Genomic DNA, 20,083 nt, shown 5'->3' on the forward strand with positions numbered 1-20,083 from the left:
CACTCGACCCGCTCCGGACCACGAATGGGAGAGGTGTGGCGTGGAAGACGGCGTGGAGGATGTCGCGCTCGTGTCGGTGGACGTGCCGAGTGAGGTGCGGGACATGTACACCTGGCTGCGGGAGGATCCAGAGCTCCGTCGCTGGGTCGACCTCGTCGAAAGCCCGCCGGCAGAAGGCACGCTCGGGCCTGTCGCGGAGGCCGTCCAGATCGTGGCCGACGCGCCTGAGGTGGTGGCCACGCTCGCCGGCGTTCTCGTCGCCTGGCTGCGCTACCGGACCAGCGACGTCAAGGTCAGGATCCGGAGGAGCGCCACCGACATCGAGATGGAGGTCACCGCCAACCGGGTGAAGACCATGAACGCCGCGCAGGTACAGGAGCTGAGGACCCAGCTCGAAACCGTCCTCAACACCCACCCCCCGCTGTTGCCGGCATCGGGATCGGCGGGGGCCGCGGCAGACCCCTCCCCGTCCGAGGAGGAAACGGGTCCCTCCCCCTCCGAGGAGGAGGCGGATCCATCCCTGCCCGAGGAGGAGACGGGCGGTGGCTGAGGCCGCGCCGAGGCTCCTGCTGTCCGGATCCGGCGTTCGCGTGCTGGTCGTCGGCTCGGGCCGGCACGTCGCGGGGGCGAGGATCGGCGACGTGCCCCAGGCGGTCTCCGCCGCGACCGACCTGGCCACCGCCCTGGTCGAGCGCACCGATCTGGCTCCCGAGCAGCTGACGCTCCTGGTGGACCCGGACGATCCCGCCCGGCTGGCGACGGCGATCGACGCCCTGTCCCGGCAGGCCACCGACGTACTGGTCTTCGTATATGTCGGGCACGGTCTCATCGGTCCCGACAACCGCCTGTATCTCGCCACCCAGGCCACGGTGGACCTCACCCGAGGCCCGGTCAGGAACCAGGCGCTGCCGTACGCGGAAGTCGCCGACCTGTTGTCAGGGAGCAGGGCCCGGCTGAGCGTGGTGATCCTGGACTGCTGCTGGGCCGGACGCGCCACCGGCTGGCCGGACACCTATCTGCTGACCTCCACCAGCCGTGACGAGGCGGCCTGGGCGCTGCCCGGGGATTCCCACACCGCTTTCACCGGCGCGCTCATCCACCTGCTCGCCGAAGGCGACCCGACCGGACCGTACCTGCTCGGCCTTGACGACGTGCACCGCTGTCTCACCCGTGACCTGCGCGAACGCGGTCTGCCCGTTCCCCGTCGCCAGGCCGCCGACCACGGTGGCCGCCCGATCGTGGTCAACGCCGCGTACCGTACCCCGGCCGGTCACCGCCTCCCTGCGGCACTGCCCGATGACGGGCGGCACAGCCCCTACCAAGGTCTGCGCGCCTACCGTGCCGAGGACACGGCCTTCTTCTTCGGCCGTGAAGCACTCACTCACACCCTTGCCGATCGGGTGATCTCCGAACGAGACGCGCCGCTCGTCGTCACCGGCCCCTCCGGGTCAGGCAAGTCCTCCGTCCTGCAGGCCGGGTTGATCGCGGCGCTGGGCCCCGAACGTTGCCTGCTGCTCACCCCTGGCGCCGATCCCCTCGACGGTCTTCTCCAAAGCGTGACCGATCCGGCCGGAGACAACCGCCCCGGCCCCGATCTCACGGGCGGCACGACAGCTGGACGAGAGCAGCGGCCCGCGGCGCCACCTGACCCCGACCGCCTGGGGGACGCGCTTCCTGAGGACACCGTTCTCCTCGTTGACCAGTTCGAGGAGGTGTTCACCCTCTGCGAGGACGAGTCTCGCCGCGCATCCTTCATCAGGGCACTCGTCGCGATCTCCCGCAGGGTGCCCGTGGTGATCGGTGTGCGCGCCGACTTCTTCGGCCATTGCACCGCCTACCCCGAACTCGTGGACGGGTTGGAGCATGCGGTCGTCGTTCCGCCGCTGACCCGCGACCAGTTGCGCGATGTGATCGAGGAACCGGCCCGGCTGGCCGGTCTCACCCTCGATGAGGGTCTGGTGGAACAACTGCTGGACGACCTCGGCGACAGCACCGACAGCACCCCGCTGCCGTTGCTGTCCCATGCGCTGCTGGCCACCTGGCAACGCCGCGAGAACGGCGTCCTCACCCTGGCGGCCTACCGCGCGACCGGCGGAATCACCCAGGCGCTGGCCCGCACCGCCGACGAGACCCTGAACTCCCTCCGCTCACCAGGCCCTCTCACCACCGTGCCCCGGTCGCCGCAGTCGTCCGGCATCGCGCCGTCCCACAGCGCGAAGCGGCTGCCAAGCGGGCCGGAACCTCCCGATTCCTCGGCCCGGCACGCCGCACGCCGCATGTTCCTGCGCCTCGTCCGGCTTGGCGAGGCCACCGACGACACCCGCCGGACGGTCCCTCTGCTGGAGCTGCTCCCCGCGGCCGACGACCCGGAACACGATCAGGCCCGGGTCGTCCTCGACGCCTTCACCCGGGCCCGGCTGATCACCGTGGATCAGGATCGGGCCCACATCGTTCACGAGGCCCTCATCCGCGCCTGGCCTCAGCTGCGCGCCTGGATCGACGCCGACCGCGCCGACCTGCTCGTGGGCCAGCAACTCTCCGAGGACGCCGCGCGCTGGGACCGCCAGCGACGCGATCCCGGCTATCTCTACACCGGCGCCCGGCTGGAGGCCATCGACCGGACCCGCGAGCGCTGGCGCTCCGGCCCGACCAGCCACCCCTTCCTGAACGAGGTCGTCGCCGACTTCCTGACCAGCAGTGACGCGGCCGCGAAACGGGTCAGACAGCGCCGCCGGGTCACCCTGGTGACCCTCATCGCCCTGTTGATCGCCTCGCTGGGAGGCGCCGGGGCTGCCGTCCTCGCCGCGAACGACGCCAGGACCCAGCAGCATCTCGCCGAGGCGCGAAGCCAGGAGGCCACCTCACGAGAGCAGGCGCTGCAGAGCGAGTACATCGCGGCCGCCGATCCGGTACGGTCCGCCGCGCTGGCCGCCAACGCCTGGCGCATCGCCCGTACGCCCGAGGCGCGTTACAGCGTGCTCGACATCCTCGCCGGCGCCGGACGAGGCGTCATCACCGTGGGCGAGGGCTCCGCGTGGGCCGTGGCCCACAGCCCGGACGGGAAGACCCTGGCCGTCTCGGAAACCGATGGCACCATACGACTGTGGGACGTCGCCACCCACCATCCCATCGGCGCCCCGCTCACCGGCCATCAGGAGGTCGTCCCTTCCGTCGCCTTCAGCCCGGACGGACGCACGCTCGCCAGCGCCGGCCTGGACGGCACCGTACGGTTGTGGGACGTCGCCACCCATCGCTCCATCGGTGTTCCCCTCACCGGCCACAGCGCGTTCGTCTGGACGGTGGCCTTCAGCCCGGACGGGAACACGCTCGCGAGCGCAGGAACCGACAAAACCATACGTTTATGGGATATATCCGCCCATCGTCAGCTCGGCGCACCTCTTACAGGACACCAGGGTGCCGTCTACGCGATCGCCTACAGCCCGGACGGGCGCACCCTCGCCAGTGCCGGGGACGACAAGACCCTACGGCTGTGGGACGTCGCCACCCACCGTCCGTCCGCAACCCCGCTGACCGGCCACACGGACGCCATCGGCGGCGTCGCCTTCAGCCCGGACGGGAGGACATTGGCCACCACGGCCGCCGACAAGGCCGTACGGCTGTGGGACGTCGCCACCCGTCGCCCGCTCGGCGCCCCGCTCACCGGCCACACGGACGCCATCGGTTCCGCGTTCAACCCCGTCAACGGCGTGCTCTTCAGCCCCGACGGACGCACTTTGGCCACGGCGGGAAACGACGGCACCGTACGCCTGTGGGATGTCTCCACTCACCGCCAGCTCGGTGCCCCGCTCACCGGGCACAAGAACACCGTCATCGGGCTGGCCTACAGCCCGGACGGACGCACTCTCGTGAGTGCCGGATTCGAGGGAACCGTCCGTCTCTGGGATGTCACCGCGCACCGCCAGCTCGGCGGCCCCTTCGACACCGCCGCCGAGTTCGCCTGGACCGTCGCCTTCAGCCCGGACGGACGCACCCTGGCCGGCGCGGGAAGCGACGGCATCGTGCACATCTGGGACGTAGCCTCCCACCAGCGTCTCGGCGACCCCCTCACCGGCCACAAAGAGCATGTTCTCCGGCTGGCGTTCAGCCCGGACGGACGCACCCTGGCCAGTGCCGGAAACGACGGCACCGTACGGCTGTGGGACATCGCGACGCACCGCGAAGTCGCGATCCTCACCGGACACCGGGACAGAGCCCGGACCGTCGCCTTCAGCCCGGACGGACGCACCCTGGCCAGTGCCGGGGACGAGGGCACCGTACACCTGTGGGACGTCGCCACCCGCCGCCCGCTCGGCGCCCCGCTGACCGGGCACGGCGGCCTCGTCATTGAGGTGGCGTTCACCCGGGACGGGCGCGGCCTCGCCAGCGCGGGGAGCGACGGAAGCGTCCGCCTGTGGGACACCGCCGGCCACAGTGGCGTCGCGGTTCTCCCGCCGCGTCGCGAGGGCCCGGTGAGCGCCCTTGCCCTGAGCGCCGACGCGCGTACCCTCGCCATCGCCGACCCCGACGAGAGCGTGGTGCGCCTGTGGGATCTCTCCACCGGGCAGGAGCGCGGCAATCCCTTCGCCGGGCACCGGGACACCCGCAACCAGGCGGTCGACCCCATCAACAGCGTGGCCTTCGGCCCCGACGGGCGCAGTCTCGCGACCGGGGGAGCCGACGGCACCATCCGTCTGTGGGACACCACCACCCACCGGCAGCTGGGCGACCCCCTCACCGGGCACACCGCCTCCTCCAACGGACTGCCGTTCGTCGGCGGCCTGGCCTTCAGTCCTGTCGGAGGGACGCTGGCCAGCGCCGGCGGTGACGGCACCATACGCCTGTGGGGTGGCGTCGCGGTCCCGGCCGACAGCGATCTGTCACGGCTGATCTGCCCGCCGGCCGCCCGGTCCCCCTACTCCGAGGGGTATGACAGGTACGCCGTTCCTCCACCTGGCAGGGGAGGGCGGTGCTGAACTTCAGGAGTCCGGCCGGAAGAACCCGGCCCCGGGGACCCTGAGGACGCCGAAGGTCAGCCCGTCGCGGCGCGGCGCAGGTCGAACAGGTCCGACGGGGAGATCGGCATCCGGTCGATCCTGATCCCCTCCGCGTCCTCGATCGCCGAGGCGATCACCGCCGAGACCGGGATGACCCCCGCCTCCCCCGCGCCCTTGATGCCCAGCGGATTCAGCGGGGACGGGGTCTCCAGGTGGGCGGTCTCGATGTGGGGTACCTCGGTGGCGTACGGCATCAGGAAGTCCATGAAGGAGGCGTTCAGCAGCTGGCCGTGGCCGTCGTAGACCATCTTCTCGTACAGGGCCCCGCCGACGCCCTGGGCGACCCCGCCGTGGATCTGGCCCTCGACGATCATCGGGTTGATCAGCCTGCCGCAGTCGTGGACGACGGCGTAGCGCAGGATGCGGATCTCGGCGGTGAGCGGGTCGGTCTCGACGATCGCCGCGTGCATGCCGGAGGCGAAGGTCGAGCGGATCGGCGAGTAGTAGTCGCGGCCCTCCAGCCCGGGCTCCTCCCCCTCGGCCACCGGCGGCCGGTCGTAGGCCGCGGCGCCCGCGAACTGGGTGGCCCTCGCCGCCTCCTCGTCGAAGGCGTAGCGCAGCGGGTTGGACAGCACCGCCACGGTCGCCAGCGGGATCGAGGCGCCGGGGGTGCCCGCCACCCGCACCTCCCCGTCGACGATCTCCAGGTCGCGCGGGTCGGCCTCCAGCGCGTCGGCGGCGATCCGCAGCGCCTTCTCCCGCACCTTCCTGCAGGCCAGCGCGATCGCGTTGCCGCTCATCACCGCGGCGCGCGAGGCGAACGTGCCGACCGCGTAGCCGAACCTGCGGGTGTCGCCGGTGACGACCGAGACCCGTTCCATCGGCACGCCCAGCTCGGACGCGGCGATCTGCGCGAACACCGTCTCGTGGCCCTGGCCCTGGGAGGTGAGGCCGGTGGAGACGTGCACCCGGCCGTCGGAGGTGATCTGGACGTGCCCGCCCTCGTACGGGCCGACGCCGGTGCCCTCGACGTAGCAGCCGACGCCGATCCCGATCGTGCGGCCCTCCTCGGCGGCGCGGGCCTTCAGCGCCGGGAAGCCGTCCCAGCCGATCAGCTCCTTGAGCATCCGCAGCGACTCGGGGTAGTCGCCGCTGTCGTAGATCAGCGGGCGGCCGTCCTGGAAGATCAGGCCCTGGTCGTAGGGGAACTCGTCGGGCTGGATGAAGTTGGCCGCGCGCACCTCCGTGCGGTCGGCTCCCAGATACTCGGCGATGTGGTCCATGGTGCGCTCCATGCAGAAGACCCCCTGGGGGCGGCCCGCCCCCCGGTACGGGGTGACCTGCACGGTGTTGGTGTAGATCGAGGAGAACTCGACCCGGTAGGCGCCGATCCGGTACGGGCCGAGCAGCTGGGTGGAGGTGATGATCGGCACGATGATCCCGTACGGCGTGTAGGCGCCGTGGTCGTGCAGGATCTCGACGTCCAGGCCGAGCACCCGGCCCTCGTCGTCGAAGCCGACCCGGACCGACTGCACCTGGGCCCGCTCGTGCGCGGAGGAGACGAAGTGCTCGCGCCGGTCCTCGGTCCACTTGACCTCGTGGCCGAGCGTGATCGCCGCCCACGGGACCAGGATCTCCTCCGGCCACGGGTGGACGATCTTCACGCCGAAGCCGCCGCCCACGTCGGGGGCGACCACCTCGACCTTCGGCAGCGGCAGGCCGAGCTTGGCAGCGATGGCCATGCGGACGCTGGTGGAGGTCTGGGTGCTGGAGTGCACGCGCAGGGAGTGGTCGTCGGCGTCCCAGCGGGCGTGCACGCCGCGTCCCTCCAGCGGCATGGACGCGCTGCGCTCGATGTCGAGCCGGAACGACAACGTGTGCGGCGCGGCGTCGATCGCCTCGCGCGCGCCGAGCCCGGCGGCCGAGGGCACCTCCTGGACCAGGTGCGCGCCGACGTTGCCCGGCACGTCCTCGTGGACGAGCTGGGCGGACTGCGCGGCCTCCTCCACGCCGACCACCGGCTTGAGGATCTCGTAGTCGACCCGGATGAGCGCGCAGGCGTCCTCGGCGAGGTAGCGGTCGCGGGCGACGACCATCACGACGGGCTCGCCGACGTGCCTGACGACCTCGCGGGCCAGCGGATAGGCGGTGCGGCCGTGGGTGAGCGCCGGGTGCGGGATGAGCAGCGGCAGCGGCTGGGCGAGCGCGCCGGGCAGGTCCTCCCAGGTGTAGATCGCCACCAGCCCGTCGACCTCGACGGCGTCCGAGACGTCGATGTCGCGGATCCTGGCGTGGGCGTGCGGGGAGCGGACGAACGCCGCCTCCAGCGCCCCGGCTCCCAGGTCGTCGACGTAGCGGCCCTGGCCGGTCAGCAGCCGGGGGTCCTCGCGCCGGACGACCGGCTCGCCGAACAGTTTCGTGGTCATGATCGCCTCACCTGCCTCGCCCGCCCGGGGTGGTCGCCACGCCCGCTCACGGGTCCTCCGCCATGATCTCGGCCGCGCGGTGGACGGACTTGACGATGTTCTGGTACCCCGTGCACCGGCACAGGTTGCCGGAGATGCCCTCCAGCACCTCCTCGTCGGTCGGCGCCGGGTTGTCGCGCAGCAGCGCGGTCACCGTGCACAGGAAGCCGGGGGTGCAGAAGCCGCACTGCAGGCCGTGGCACTCGGCGAAGGCCCGCTGCACCGGCGACAGCGTGCCGTCCCCGCCGGCGAGCCCCTCGACGGTGGTGATGTCGCGCCCGTCCACGGTGACCGCGAACGTCAGGCAGGAGCGGACGGGCTCGCCGTCCAGCAGCACCGTGCAGCACCCGCAGACCCCGTGCTCGCACCCGACGTGCGTGCCGGTCAGGCCGAGGTCGTGCCGCAGGCAGTCGGACAGCAGCCGCCGCGCGGGGACCTCCGCCTGCCGCAGCACCCCGTTGACGGTCAGCGTGATCTCATGCATCCGCGGCCTCCCTGGCGGCGTCACGGAGTGCCTGCTCGGTGAGGACTCCGGCGAGATGCCGCCGGTAGGCGGCGGTCGCGTGGATGTCGGTCTCGGGATCGACCCGTTCCCGTACGAGCCGGGCCGCCGCGTCCCAGTCGGCCGAGGCGGCCGGGCGGTGGCCGACGGCCTCGGTGACGTCGACGAGCAGCGGGACGAGGGCGAGGCTCACGCACGCCACCGCGGCCGAGGTGATCCTCAGGTCGTCGTCCAGGACGACCAGCGCCGCGATCCCGGCCAGGGCGTAGTCGCCGTGCCGCCGGGCGATCTCGCGGAACGCGGTGCCCGAGCGCGGGGGCGGCGCGGGGAAGAACGCGGAGACGGCCAGCTCGCCCGGGGCGAGGGCCGACTCCAGCGGGCCGGTGAAGAAGTCCCCCGCGTCGACGTCCCTGACGGCGCCGGGCCGTGCCAGCCGTACCGAGCCCCTCAGCAGGGTGAGGACGGCGGGCAGCTCGGCGGCGGGGTCGGCGTGGGCCAGGCTGCCGACCACGGTCCCCCGGTTGCGGATCACCGGGTGGGCCACCAGCCGGAGCGCCTGGCGCAGCAGCGGCTGGGCGGCGGCGGCCTGCTCGTGCCGTTCCACCTGGGCGTGCCTGGCCAGGGCGCCGACCCGGACGCCCTCGGGGGCGACGTCGACGAACGCCAGCTCCGGCAGCCGGTTGATGTCGACCAGGTGGGCCGGGGCGGCCAGCCGCATGTTCAGCAGCGGGATCAGGCTCTGCCCCCCGGCGAGCACCTTGCCGTGCTCCCCGGCCCCGGCGAGGGCGTCGAGCGCCTCGCCGAGGGAGCGGGGGGCGTGGTATTCGAACGGGGGTGGCTTCACCCGGCGGCCTCTCGTTGCGGCTCGGACACCTTCGGACCGGCGCCGCCACCGGTGCCGCCGCGCCCGGCGATGACCCGGAGCAGGTGATAGCCGGCCACCACCACGATGGTGCCGAGGGCGATGCCCTCCAGCGTGAAGTCCGAGCTGATCATATGCTTGACCGGGCCGATGGCGAGGATGATCCCGGCCCCGATCGGGACGAGGTTGACGGGGTCGGCGAAGTCGACCCGGTTCTCGACCCAGATCTTCGCGCCGAGCAGGCCGATCATGCCGTACAGGATGACGGTGATACCGCCGAGCACGCCGCCCGGCGTGGCCGCGACCAGCGCGCCGAACTTGGGGCAGAGGCCGAACAGGATCGCGATGACGGCGGCGATGTAGTAGGCGGCCGTCGAGTAGACGCGGGTGGCGGCCATCACGCCGATGTTCTCGGCGTAGGTGGTGGTCGGGGAGCCGCCGAAGGCGCTGGCGACGACGGTGGCGGCGCCGTCGGCGGCGACCGCCCGGCCCATGTACGGGTCGACGTCGGTCCGGGTCATCTCGCCGACGGCCTTGACGTGGCCGACGTTCTCGGCGACCAGCGCGATCACCGCCGGGAGGACCAGCAGCACGGCGGAGAACTTGAAGTCGGGCAGGTGCATGCTCGGCAGGCCGATCCAGTCGGCCGACGCCACGCCGCTGAAGTTCACCCTGGGGTGCGTGTCGACCGCGCCGGTGCCCGCGTTGAAGGCGGTGATGTTCCCGAAGACCTTGTCGGCCCCCCAGGAGAGGACGAAGCCGATGACCAGGCCGAGCAGGATGCCGATCCTGCCGATGAAGCCCTTGAAGAGCACGATGATGACGAAGGTGACGGTCATCGTGATCAGGGCGATCCACTGGTCCTGCGGCCAGTAGATGTCGGCGACGACGTACGCCAGGCCGAAGCCGATCAGCATCACGACGGCGCCGGTGACGACCGGCGGGAAGACGCGGTTGATGATCTGCACGCCGAGGAAGTGGATGGCCACGCCCACGAGCGCCAGGACGAATCCGGCGACGAGGATGGCGCCGGTGACGATCGCGTCGGTGGCGGGCGTGTCGCCGCCCATGAGCGCCCGGATCGCGAGCACGCCGCCCACGAACGAGGCGCTGGTGCCGAGGTAGCTGGGGACCTTGCCCTTCACGATGAGCAGGAACATGATCGTTCCGACGCCCGAGAACATGATGGCGACGTTGGGGTCGAGTCCCATCACCAGGGGGAAGACGAAGGTCGCACCGAACATCGCGACGACGTGCTGCGCCCCGAACCCCACCATGCGCGGCCACGAGAGCCGCTCGTCGGGTCTGACCACCTCTCCCGGGGCGAGTGTCCTGCCGTCGCCGTGTTTCGTCCAACCTGCAACCATCGAGCCCCACCTTTCACCGGGCCGTCGGTCGGTGACCACCCCGCGGGCTTCCCTCCGGCGAATCCCCTTACAGCTGTTGCGGGCACGTTAGGACGGGAAGCATGCCCTTACACCGTCATGATCTGCCAAATCTGAGCGGCCGACCAGTGGACACCTCGCGCACGGCCCACCTGCCCGCCCGGTGAGAGTCGTGTACGGCGTACCCGCGGGCCCGGTGAGGATCACGCACGGCGCGCCCGCCGGCCCGGTGAGGAGCGCGTACGGCGCGCTACTTCGCGACCACGTGGATCTCGAAGCCGTCGCCGGTCACCACCTGCCCGTCGCGGATCTTGCAGGTCTTGCGGAGCTCGACCTCGCCGTCCACCAGCACGTTGCCGTCGGCGATGAAGTGCTTGGCCTGGCCGCCCGTCTCGGTGACGCCGCAGTATTTGAGCAGGTCGCACAGCGGGATGTATTCGGTGTCCAGCTCGAAGGTCTCGTTCACGCCGAACAGCTTAGATCCCGCGTACGCGCCGGACGCGGCGGCTCCTCGCCGCCACCGCTTCGGGCCGGCGCCGGATCCCGCCCTCAGATCCCGCGCATCCGCAGGACGTGCAGGGCGAGGGTGAGGTTCAGGCGCAGGTGGGCGTCCTCGGTGAAGCCGCCGAGCATGCGCTCCAGCTTGCCGATCCGGTAGCGCAGCGTGTTGTAGTGGAAGTGCAGCCGGCGCGCCGTCTCGGCCACGTTGAGGTTGGTCTCCAGCAGCACCTGCAGCGTACGGCGCAGGTCGGCGTTCTCCGCGTCGTCGTCCGAGGCGAGCGGCCCGAGGGTCTCGCGGACGAAGGCGTGCAGTTCGGCGGTGTCGTTGACCAGGGAGAGCAGCCGGTAGACGCCGAGCTGGTCGAAGTGCGCGACCGCGCCGTTGCCGTGGAGCTGGCGGCCCACCCGCGCGGCCTTCAGCGCCTGGCCGTACGCCTCGGGCAGCGCCTCGGCCCCGACGGCGGTGCGGCTGGCGCCGGTGGAGAAGGTGGCGGGCAGGGACTCGGCGAAGGCCGCCGCGGCGTCCTTGGCCAGGCGGCCCGCGTCGACGGACGCGTCCACGACGGTGACGACCTCGTGGGAGAACCCGGCCACCGCGCCGCGCACGTCGTGGCGGCGCATCGCACCGGTCCAGCAGGTGACCAGGCGGTCCTGGGCGGCCCGCTCGTCGCCCTCGGGGTCGAGCTCGGCCACCAGCACGGTGACCGGGCGCTGCAGGTCCCAGCCGAAGGCCCTGGCCCGGGAGGCGACCCGTTCGGAGCCCCCGGCCCTGCCGGTGAGCACGTCGCGCAGGAAGTCCGCACGGTACTTGCTCTCGACGGCGTTGACCGCCTCCTGCCGGGTCACCACCAGCGCGGCGACCGTGGCGGCACGTTCCAGAATGCCGACGTCGCCGTCGCCGATGGACCCGACCGGGCCGCAGGCGACGATCCTGCCGTGGTGGTGGCCACCCGCCACGACCGGCACCGAGGTGTGGCGCCCCTCGGAGGTTCCGGCGGCCCCGGGGGCCTCGCGCAGCGTGGCCACGTGCTCGACGGGCCCGGCCGCGGCCAGCACGTGGCCCGTCCCGTCCAGCACGGCCACCCCCACGCCCAGCAGCCCGGCGACCTCGGCCGTCACCTCGCGCAGCCCGCCCCCGGCGAGCACGACCTGGACCAGCGCCCGGTGCGCCTCCTCGGCCCTGGCCAGCACGGCGGCCTGGCGGTTGAGGATGTCGGTCAGGACCTGGTTGAGGATGTCGTCGAAGCCGACGTCGTCGGGAAGCTGGATGAGCGGGAAGCCCAGCCGGTCGGCCTGCTCCACCATCTCCTCGGGCAGCTCGTCGAGATAGCGGCCGAGCTTGATGGCGAGCGCGGCCAGGCCGCGCTCGTCGAGGTCGGCCACCAGCCTGCCGAGCGACTGGGGGGTGTTGCGCAGCGGGTAGCCGGTGGTGAGCAGCAGCTCGTGCGGCTTGACCCAGGCCAGGACGTCGGGCACCTCCATCACGTTGAGGCGCTGCACGACGCGGTCCAGGCCCCGCTCCCCCGCGATCAGCCGGGCCCCCGCCAGTGTCGAGACACCGAGGACCTCGCCGACGGCGACGCCATGGATGATCGTTCCGGTGCTCGCCGGGCGCACGGGGGGTTCCATGAGGTGATTGTGACTGATGGACCCGTCTGTCAGGAAGAGCCAACCTTTGGGCAGACTGTTGGCACCTTTCTCCGTACGGCCTGTGTCCGCGCCCGTTCTACCGTCGGCTCAATGGATGGGGGAGTCCGTGAGCGAGCGAACCGCTGGAGAGACCACCTTCACACCCACGGGGCCGGCCGAGGAGCGCTCATGAGCATCAAGACGCGCCCGAGAGCGCAGGGCGTACACGTACGGACGCACGGGACCGGCGCGGCCAGCACGACCCTGCGCCGGATGCTGGAGGCGCCCCGCCGCCCGGCGCGGGTGCTGGCGGCCTTCCCCTCCGGCGTCTACCTTGAGGTACGCACCGAGCTGGAACCGCAGGTCATCGCGGTGGTGACCGGGGAGGCCACCCGCCTGCCCAACGCCATGGTGGTCACCGGCCCAATGCCGAAGGTCGCGGTGGGCGACGAGGCGTCCGTCGGCGACGGCTCGATCGACGTCGGGCGGCTCAGCCTGCGGGCCCACCGCTGGTGGGACCCGGCCCCGCCGCTCGGCGCCGTGGACGCCGCGCGGCTGGCCCGCTCGCTGCCCGCGATGGCGGAGCTGTGCGAGCGCTCGCCGAGGCGTCCCGGGCTGGAGGGCAACGGCGCGGCCGGCCTGCTGGCCCAGGGATGCGCCGAGGGCTCGCTGCTGAAGAGCGTGGTGGCCGCCGAGCAGCTGGTCGGCCTGGGTCCCGGGCTCACGCCGAGCGGTGACGACGTGCTCGCGGGACTGCTGGTCGCGCTGCGCCACCTGGGCGGGGCTGCGGGGGCGGGCCGGGCCGTCTGGCTGGCCGGCTGGCTGGCCGCGGCGGTCACCTTCGACGTGCGCGGCAGGACCACCCCCATTTCGGCGGCGCTGCTGCACTGCGCCGCCCGGGGCGAGGCCAGCGGCGAGGTGCTGGCCGTGCTGCGGGGCGTGGCGGGACGGCAGTCCCTGGAGCCGGCGCTGCACCGCCTCCTGCGGCTGGGCCACACCTCCGGGGCGGACCTGGCGTGGGGTCTGCGGATCGGGCTCGCGGCGGTGATCGATCTGGAAGGCGGGGGCGATGGCGAGTACTGATGTGGTCCGGACGCGTACGGGGGTCTACCACGACTCCGTGAGCCTGATGCGGGTCAGCCGCGCGGCGGCCGCGCTGCCCGGCGTGGAGGTCGCGGTGGTGGCGATGGCCACCGAGCTCAACCTCGGGATCGCCGCCGAGCTGGGTTTCGGCCTTCCCCGGGCGGATCCCGGCGACCTGCTGATCGCGCTGCGCGGCGAGGCGGACGCCCTGGAGGCCGCGTCCGCGGAACTCGACGGGCTGCTCGCCGCGCTGTCGGCCCCGTCCGCGGGCGGCGGCGGCGCCGAGCACCCGCCGCGGACCGTCCGCGCCGCGGCCCGCGAGCGCGCCGCCACCCTGGCCCTGGTCTCGGTACCGGGCCCGTACGCGTTCGCCGAGGCGCTGGACGCGGTCGAGGCGGGCCTGTCCGTGATGATCTTCAGTGACAACGTGCCGGTCGAGCAGGAGGTGCTGCTCAAGAGGCGCGCCGCCGAGCGCGGCGTGCTGGTCATGGGTCCCGACTGCGGCACCGCGGTGGTCGGCGGGGCGGGTCTCGGTTTCGCGAACGTCCTGCGGCCGGGCCCGGTCGGGCTGGTGGCCGCCTCGGGGACCGGTGCGCAGCAGGTGAGCTGCCTGCTCGACCTGGCGGGGGTGGGGGTGTCGCACGTGCTGGGCGTGGGCGGTCGCGACCTGTCCGCGGACGTGGGCGGGCTGTCCACCCTGCGCGCCCTGGAGGCCCTCGACGCCGACCCGGCCACCGAGCTGATCGTCCTGATCTCCAAACCTCCGGCCCCCGAGGTCGCGCGGGCCGTCGAGGAGGCGGTGGCGAAACTCGGCACGCCGGTCGTGACCGCCCTGCTCGGTACCGGCCAGGACGACCTGACCTCGGCGACCGAGGCCGCCCTGCGCGCCCTCGGCGTACCGGTCCCCGCCTGGCCCTCCTGGCCCGTCCCCGGGACGCCCGGCGCGGCCCATGCGGCCTCCGCGGCCTCCGCGCCCCCCGGGCTCCCCGGGACGGGTGACGCGGGGGCCGGGGGGAACCTGCGGGGGATCTACTCGGGCGGGACGCTGTGCGTGGAGGCGCGGCTGGTCGCCGGGCACGGCGAGTTCACCGACTTCGGCGACGACGCCTACACGGTCGGCAGGGCCCACCCGATGATCGACCCGACACTCCGCCTGGAGGCCCTGGCCGAGGTGCCGCCCGGCGACGTCGTCCTGCTCGACGTGGTGCTCGGCCACGGCGCCGACCCCGACCCCTCCGCCAGGCTCGCGCCCGCGATCGCCGAGGCCGTCGCGAGAGGCGTCACGGCGGTGGTCGCGCTGGTCGGCTCCGAGGGCGACCCGCAGGGGCTGGCCGCGCAGGCCGGGGCCCTGAACGCGGCGGGCGCCGCGGTGTTCACGTCCAACGCCGGGGCCGCCGGGCACGCCGCGCGAGCGGCCACCGGGATCGCCGCGAACGCCCGTTGACCGTTCGCCCGGAACGGGTTTCAGGTTCAAGGAGATTTCGATGACGCTGTCCATGCTTTCCGGCGAGCCGGAAGTGATCACGGTGGGGGCCGACGTGCTCGGCGAGGCGCTGGACGCGCAGGCCGTCCCGCGGGTCCGGGTGGACTGGCGCCCGCCGATGCCCGGCACCGAGGCGGACCTGTCCAGGGTGCTGGCCGACCCGCGCAGGGTCCGCGCCAACGAGACGGCCGTGGGCCGCCTGGTCTCGGCGCGGCCGCAGCTCGTCGGGGTGCGGCCCGCGCACGAGGTGCTCGACCTGCCGAAGGGGACGTTCCTGCACGCGGGGCCGCCGATCGAGTGGGAACGGGCCTCGGGCCCGATGCGGGGCGCGCTCATCGGGGCGATGCTGCTGGAGGGGCTGGCCGCCGACGCCGGGGAGGCCGAGGAGCGGCTGGCCGCCGGGCGGGCCCGGCTCGACTCCTGCCACCACCACCGGACCGTCGGGCCGATGGCGGGCGTGGTCACCCCGTCGATGTGGATGTTCGAGGTCCACGACGCCGAGCACGGCGGCACCGCCTACTGCTCGCTCAACGAGGGCCTGGGCAAGGTCCTGCGGTACGGCGCGTACGGCCCCGAGGTGCTGGAGCGGCTGCGCTGGATGGCCGAGGTGCTCGGCCCGGTGCTCCAGGCCACCCTGGAGCGGAACGGGCCGCTCGACCTCAGGTCGCTGGCCGCGCAGGCCCTGCAGATGGGCGACGAGCTGCACAACCGCAACCGCGCCGCCACCTCGCTGCTGGTGCGCGAGCTGGCCCCCGGCGTGGTGGAGGCCGCTCCCGGCCACGCCGCCGAGGTCCTGCGCTTCGTCAACGGCAACGATCACTTCTTCCTCAACGCGGGCATGGCCGCGTGCAAGGTCAGCACGGACGCCGCGCGGGACGTCCCCGGCTCCACGATGGTCGTCGCGATGGCCCGCAACGGCACGGACTTCGGGGTCCAGGTCTCCGGGCTGGGCGACCGGTGGTTCACCGGCCCCGCGGGCGTGCCGGACGGTCTCTACCTGGGCGCGTACGGCCCGGACGACGCCAACCCCGACATCGGCGACTCGACGATCACCGAGACGGCCGGGCTGGGCGGCTTCGCGATGGCGGCGGCCCCGGCGATCGTGAGGTTCGTCGGCGGCGACGTGTCGGACGCGACGGCGGCCACCCGGTCCATGTACGAGATCACCCTGGCCGAGCACCCCGCGTACCAGATCCCGGGGCTGGACTTCCGGGGCACGCCGGTCGGCGTCGACGTCACGCTGGTCGCCAGGACGGGCCTGCTGCCCACCGTGAACACCGGTATCGCCGGACGGGTCGCGGGGACCGGACAGGTCGGCGCGGGCCTGGTCAGCCCGCCCGCCTCGGCCTTCACCTCGGCCCTGGCCGCGCTGGCCGAGGCGGCCGATCATGAACATACGACGTCTTAGTGATCTTTTGTCTATTAAGATTGGGTAAAGCTGACAATTCAGCCATCCGCCGGTAGCATTCGGCGACGTCAGAGCGCGGGCGCGGGACCGGTGATCCGGAGAACACCGATCCTGACAAATACCGTCACGTGCTTTCTCAGCATGCAAACTTCCATAACCAAATGCCGTCTGGCTATCGTGTCCACCTCGCAAAAGGGCTGGTTATGGGGAACGGGGAACGATGACCGATCGCTTGCTCGGGAGAAACCCCCAGGGGCCTGAGGGCGGCGATTCCGCCGGAACACCGGAGGGCCAGGGCAGGCTCGTGGGCAGGCGCTACCGCCTGGTGTCCCCGGTGGGCCGTGGCGGCATGGGCATGGTGTGGCACGCGCACGACGTCCTGCTCGACCGGGACGTCGCGGTCAAGGAGCTGATCCTCCCCTACGGGCTCGACCACGCGGGCACCCAGGGGGCCCACCGGCGGATGCTGCGCGAGGCCCGCTCGGCGGCCCGGCTCAGCCACCCCGGCATCGTCACCGTCCACGACGTCGTCGAGGAGGACGGCCGCCCCTGGATCGTGATGGAGCTGGTCCGCGCCTGGTCGCTGGAGCAGGCCGTGCGGCAGAGCGGGCCGCTGCCGGTGGTCCAGGCCGCCGAGATCGGCGTGCGGGTGCTCGACGCGCTCCGCCACGCCCACGCCGCCGGGATCATGCACCGCGACGTCAAGCCGGGCAACGTGCTGCTCACCTCCGACCGGGTGGTCCTCACCGACTTCGGCATCGCCGCCATAGAGGGCGACGTCGCGATCACCCAGACCGGCCTGCTGATGGGCTCGCCCGCCTACATCCCGCCGGAGCGGCTCTCGGGCCAGCCGGTCACGCAGTCCTCCGACCTGTGGTCCTTCGGCGCCACCCTGTACGCGGCGGTCGAGGGGCGGCCTCCCTACGAGGGACCGGACGCGGTGGCCGTGCTCGGCGCGATCCTCACCCAGGAGCCCAGCCGCCCCCAGCGGGCCGGCGCCCTGATCACCGTCATCGAGGGCCTGCTCCGCAAGAACCCCGCCGACCGGATGAGCGCCTCGCAGGTGTCCGACCTGCTCGACCGGGTGCTGCGCAGCCACGGCTCCAGCACCCCGAACCGCGCGCCCACCCCGGCGCCCTCGTCGATGCCGGTCCCCGGCGACTCCATGCCGATCCACCTGATGCCCCCGCTGGACATGCCGTCGGGACCGATGCCCTCGCGGATCATCGAGACGCCCTCCGGCCCGATCCGGGTGCCGTACGGCTCGGGCAACGACTCCTCCGGCGGCCACCCGCTCCCCCACGACGCGCTCTCCGGCCCGTCGGGATCCCAGCGCGCGGACCTGCTGTCCTTCCCCGCCTCCGCCTCCGGCGGGTTCCCCCGGCCGCCGGCCGACGCGGCCACCGGCCTGACCGGCGGCCACCAGCGCGGCTACGACGCGCTGCGCATCCCGGCGACCGGGCCCGACGGCAACCCGTTCGACCCGCTGACCAGCTTCTCCGGCGACCTGCCCGTCGCCGCGCCGTCCGCGTCACCGGGCGCACCGCGGCGCGGCGGGCAGAGCGAGGCGTCCCGGGCCCGGAAGGCGGCGCTCTGGCCCGTCCCCTCCTCGCCGGAGACCTCCTCCCGCGCCGCCGTACGGGACTCGCAGACCCTGACCTCTCCCAGCCGGAGCGGGGCGCGCGGGAGCGCGCGCCGCGCGCAGGGAAACGAGGGCGGCGGTCCCGACGTCCGCCTGCTGATGTTCGGCGGGGGCGGCGTGCTGGCCATCGTGGTCGCCGGGCTGCTCGTCTTCCTGCCCGGCGGGAACTCCGATCCCGCGGCCCCCGCGACCCCGTCCACGGCGATCTCCTCGGCGGCCGAGTCGCAGGCCCCCACCGGGCCGAGCGAGGTCCCCGAGGGCTTCAAACGGGTGGACGCCGCCGGCGTCTCCGGCGCGGTGCCCGAGGACTGGACGGTGAAGGAGGGCGCCGGCGGAACGGCCACCCTCTCCGGGCCGAAGGGCGGCGGGCAGAACATCGTCGTCGCCAAGGTGCCGGTCGCGGAGCCGGTGCTGGCACTGAGCAGGGCGAGCAAGAAGGGCCTGGACGAATACACCGAGGTCGGCGTGACGCCGGTGAACTACCGCACGTGGAAGGCCGCGGACTGGGAGTACACCTACGTCCAGTCCAACGGCGTCCCGATGCACGGGCTGACGCGCTACATCGCCGTCAACGGCCTGACCGCCTACCAGATCACGTTCAGGGTCCAGGATCTGGACTGGGAGAAGAACTCGGAGATCCTCCAGACGTTCTTCGCCACCTTCGCACCGATCGACTGATCCCGCCGGTCGTTTCCTCACCCGTCGGCGAAATGACCTCGTGGTGCGGTCATGAGTGATGGCAGACTTCGCTCGTGACCGCGAACCCCACCAACACCGCGAAGCCCGGCGATCCCCCCGGCGAGGAACGGATCGCCGCCGTGCAGCGGCGGACGCTCACCGTCCTGTCCGCGGCCCAGATCAGCGGCGGGATCGGGGTCGCCGTGGGGCTCACCTTCAGCTCGGTGACCGTGGAGGAGCTGTCCGGCTCCACCGCGCTCAGCGGGCTGGCCGGGACCGCGACCGTGCTGGGCGCCGCGCTGCTGGCGCTGCCCACCGCGAGATCGTCCGGCAGGGGCGGGCGGCGGGCCGGGCTCGCCCTGGCCTACGGGTGCGCCCTGCTCGGCTGCCTGGTCTCGCTGCTCGCCGTCGGCCTGGGATCGTGGCCGCTGCTGCTGGCCGGGCTGGTGCTGTTCGGCGCGGCCAGCGCGGGCGGCCTGGCCTCGCGCTACGCCGCGACCGACCTGTCCCCGCCGGGGCACTCGGCCCGGCACCTGTCGCTGGTGGTGTGGGCCACCACCGTCGGATCGGTCACCGGGCCGAACCTCGCGGGACCGGCCGAACGGTTCAGCGCCGGGCTCGGGCTGCCGGCGGGCAGCGGCCCGTTCGCCCTCGCCCTGCTGGGCTTCGCCCTCGCCCTCGGCATCATCGTGATCGCCCTGCGCCCCGATCCGCTGCTCCTGGCCCACGCCGCCCTCCGGGCCCCGGACGCCTCCTCCTCTCCCGGCACCCCCGTGTCCGGCCCGGCCGGCTCCCCGGGGAAGGGCGGGAGAACGTTCCGTACCGCCTGGCGGGTGCTGCGCGGGACGCCCGCGGCGGGCCGTGCCCTGGTCGCGATCGCGGTCAGCCACACCGCGATGGTCTCGGTCATGTCCATGACGCCGGTCCACCTCGACCACGGCGGCTCGACGTACACGGTCATCGGCATCGTGATCAGCCTGCACATCGCGGGGATGTACGTCCTGTCACCCGTGGTCGGCTGGCTGGCCGACCGGGCGGGCAGGACCCCGGTGCTGGTGCTGGGGATGGGCCTGCTGCTGGCCGCCGCCGTCCTCGCGGGCGGGGCCGGGGCGCACGACGTCACACAGGTGACCGCCGGCCTGGTCCTGCTCGGCCTCGGCTGGTCGTGCGGGCTGATCTCCGGCTCGGCGATGCTCAGCGAGGCCGTTCCGCTGGAACACCGCACCCCCGTTCAGGGCCTCTCGGACCTGCTGATGAACGTCTGCGGCGCGACCGGCACGGTGATCGCCGGGGTGATCGTCGGCAGCCTGTCGTACGGCGTGCTCGGCGCGGCCGTCGCGGTCATGGTGACGGTCACCGGCGCCTGGCTCGCCCTGGCCCGCGCCTGAGCCACGGCCGGAAGAAGGATCGGGAGCGGGGCCGGAGCGCGATCGGGGCCGGGGCCGAGGCCG

General features: G+C 73.0%; 13 protein-coding genes. 7 read left to right on the forward strand and 6 right to left on the reverse strand.

The features are described 5' to 3' along the window. The first annotated feature begins 40 nt into the window (after positions 1-40). Positions 41-550, forward strand: a complete 510-nt coding sequence (locus AB0G15_RS03795) for a hypothetical protein (protein WP_362835017.1) — start codon at positions 41-43, stop codon at positions 548-550. Then, a complete protein-coding gene (locus AB0G15_RS03800; RefSeq protein WP_362835019.1) occupies positions 543-4,973 on the forward strand; it encodes a caspase family protein in 4,431 nt (1,476 codons plus the stop codon). The genes AB0G15_RS03795 and AB0G15_RS03800 overlap by 8 nt, the downstream gene beginning before the upstream one ends. A gap of 56 nt (positions 4,974-5,029) precedes the next feature. Here the strand turns inward: AB0G15_RS03800 and cutA are convergent, their stop codons facing one another. The 6 genes from cutA to AB0G15_RS03830 all read right to left on the reverse strand — a co-directional run bounded on the left by cutA (position 5,030) and on the right by AB0G15_RS03830 (position 12,338). Next, positions 5,030-7,420: an aerobic carbon-monoxide dehydrogenase large subunit gene (gene cutA, locus AB0G15_RS03805; protein WP_362835021.1), complete on the reverse strand. Its 2,391-nt coding sequence runs from the start codon at positions 7,418-7,420 to the stop codon at positions 5,030-5,032. 46 nt (positions 7,421-7,466) lie between these two features. Further along, on the reverse strand, positions 7,467-7,943 hold the full coding sequence (locus AB0G15_RS03810) for a (2Fe-2S)-binding protein (RefSeq protein WP_362835023.1): 477 nt from the start codon (positions 7,941-7,943) through the stop codon (positions 7,467-7,469). After that, positions 7,936-8,805 carry an FAD binding domain-containing protein gene (locus tag AB0G15_RS03815; protein WP_362835025.1) on the reverse strand — a complete coding sequence of 290 codons (870 nt, stop codon included), beginning with the start codon at positions 8,803-8,805 and terminating at the stop codon, positions 7,936-7,938. Before AB0G15_RS03815 ends, AB0G15_RS03810 begins: the two co-directional genes overlap by 8 nt. Beyond that, positions 8,802-10,190 carry a solute carrier family 23 protein gene (locus tag AB0G15_RS03820; RefSeq protein WP_362835027.1) on the reverse strand — a complete coding sequence of 463 codons (1,389 nt, stop codon included), beginning with the start codon at positions 10,188-10,190 and terminating at the stop codon, positions 8,802-8,804. The genes AB0G15_RS03815 and AB0G15_RS03820 overlap by 4 nt, the downstream gene beginning before the upstream one ends. Before the next feature lie 268 nt (positions 10,191-10,458). After that, positions 10,459-10,674, reverse strand: coding sequence for an RNA-binding S4 domain-containing protein (locus AB0G15_RS03825; RefSeq protein WP_362681009.1), 216 nt, complete (start codon positions 10,672-10,674; stop codon positions 10,459-10,461). Between the two features lie 83 nt (positions 10,675-10,757). Then, positions 10,758-12,338 carry a PucR family transcriptional regulator ligand-binding domain-containing protein gene (locus AB0G15_RS03830; RefSeq protein WP_362681013.1) on the reverse strand — a complete coding sequence of 527 codons (1,581 nt, stop codon included), beginning with the start codon at positions 12,336-12,338 and terminating at the stop codon, positions 10,758-10,760. A 189-nt stretch (positions 12,339-12,527) separates the two neighbouring features. Between AB0G15_RS03830 and AB0G15_RS03835 the strand changes: the two genes are divergently transcribed. From AB0G15_RS03835 to AB0G15_RS03855, 5 genes are all read left to right on the forward strand, one after another. Further along, entirely contained in the window at positions 12,528-13,421 is an 894-nt protein-coding gene (locus AB0G15_RS03835; RefSeq protein ID WP_362835029.1) for a DUF2877 domain-containing protein, read from the forward strand. After that, positions 13,408-14,865 carry an FdrA family protein gene (locus AB0G15_RS03840; protein ID WP_362835031.1) on the forward strand — a complete coding sequence of 486 codons (1,458 nt, stop codon included), beginning with the start codon at positions 13,408-13,410 and terminating at the stop codon, positions 14,863-14,865. Before AB0G15_RS03835 ends, AB0G15_RS03840 begins: the two co-directional genes overlap by 14 nt. A gap of 40 nt (positions 14,866-14,905) precedes the next feature. Further along, positions 14,906-16,312, forward strand: coding sequence for a DUF1116 domain-containing protein (locus AB0G15_RS03845; RefSeq protein ID WP_362835033.1), 1,407 nt, complete (start codon positions 14,906-14,908; stop codon positions 16,310-16,312). A gap of 220 nt (positions 16,313-16,532) precedes the next feature. Further along, positions 16,533-18,632 carry a protein kinase gene (locus AB0G15_RS03850; protein WP_362835035.1) on the forward strand — a complete coding sequence of 700 codons (2,100 nt, stop codon included), beginning with the start codon at positions 16,533-16,535 and terminating at the stop codon, positions 18,630-18,632. A gap of 74 nt (positions 18,633-18,706) precedes the next feature. Beyond that, a complete protein-coding gene (locus AB0G15_RS03855; RefSeq protein WP_362835037.1) occupies positions 18,707-20,020 on the forward strand; it encodes an MFS transporter in 1,314 nt (437 codons plus the stop codon). The last annotated feature ends 63 nt before the right edge of the window (positions 20,021-20,083 follow it).

The sequence above is a fragment of the Streptosporangium sp. NPDC023825 genome, from assembly GCF_040639575.1.
Lineage (GTDB): Bacteria > Actinomycetota > Actinomycetes > Streptosporangiales > Streptosporangiaceae > Streptosporangium.

Excerpts from the sequence above, each read along its gene's own strand:
- cutA (WP_362835021.1), bottom strand. The coding sequence starts at position 7,420 with ATGACCACGAAACTGTTCGGCGAGCCGGTCGTCCGGCGCGAGGACCCC.
- AB0G15_RS03810 (WP_362835023.1), bottom strand. The coding sequence starts at position 7,943 with ATGCATGAGATCACGCTGACCGTCAACGGGGTGCTGCGGCAGGCGGAG.
- AB0G15_RS03820 (WP_362835027.1), bottom strand. The coding sequence starts at position 10,190 with ATGGTTGCAGGTTGGACGAAACACGGCGACGGCAGGACACTCGCCCCG.
- AB0G15_RS03830 (WP_362681013.1), bottom strand. The coding sequence starts at position 12,338 with ATGGAACCCCCCGTGCGCCCGGCGAGCACCGGAACGATCATCCATGGC.
- AB0G15_RS03835 (WP_362835029.1), top strand. The coding sequence starts at position 12,528 with ATGAGCATCAAGACGCGCCCGAGAGCGCAGGGCGTACACGTACGGACG.
- AB0G15_RS03840 (WP_362835031.1), top strand. The coding sequence starts at position 13,408 with ATGGCGAGTACTGATGTGGTCCGGACGCGTACGGGGGTCTACCACGAC.
- AB0G15_RS03845 (WP_362835033.1), top strand. The coding sequence starts at position 14,906 with ATGACGCTGTCCATGCTTTCCGGCGAGCCGGAAGTGATCACGGTGGGG.
- AB0G15_RS03850 (WP_362835035.1), top strand. The coding sequence starts at position 16,533 with ATGACCGATCGCTTGCTCGGGAGAAACCCCCAGGGGCCTGAGGGCGGC.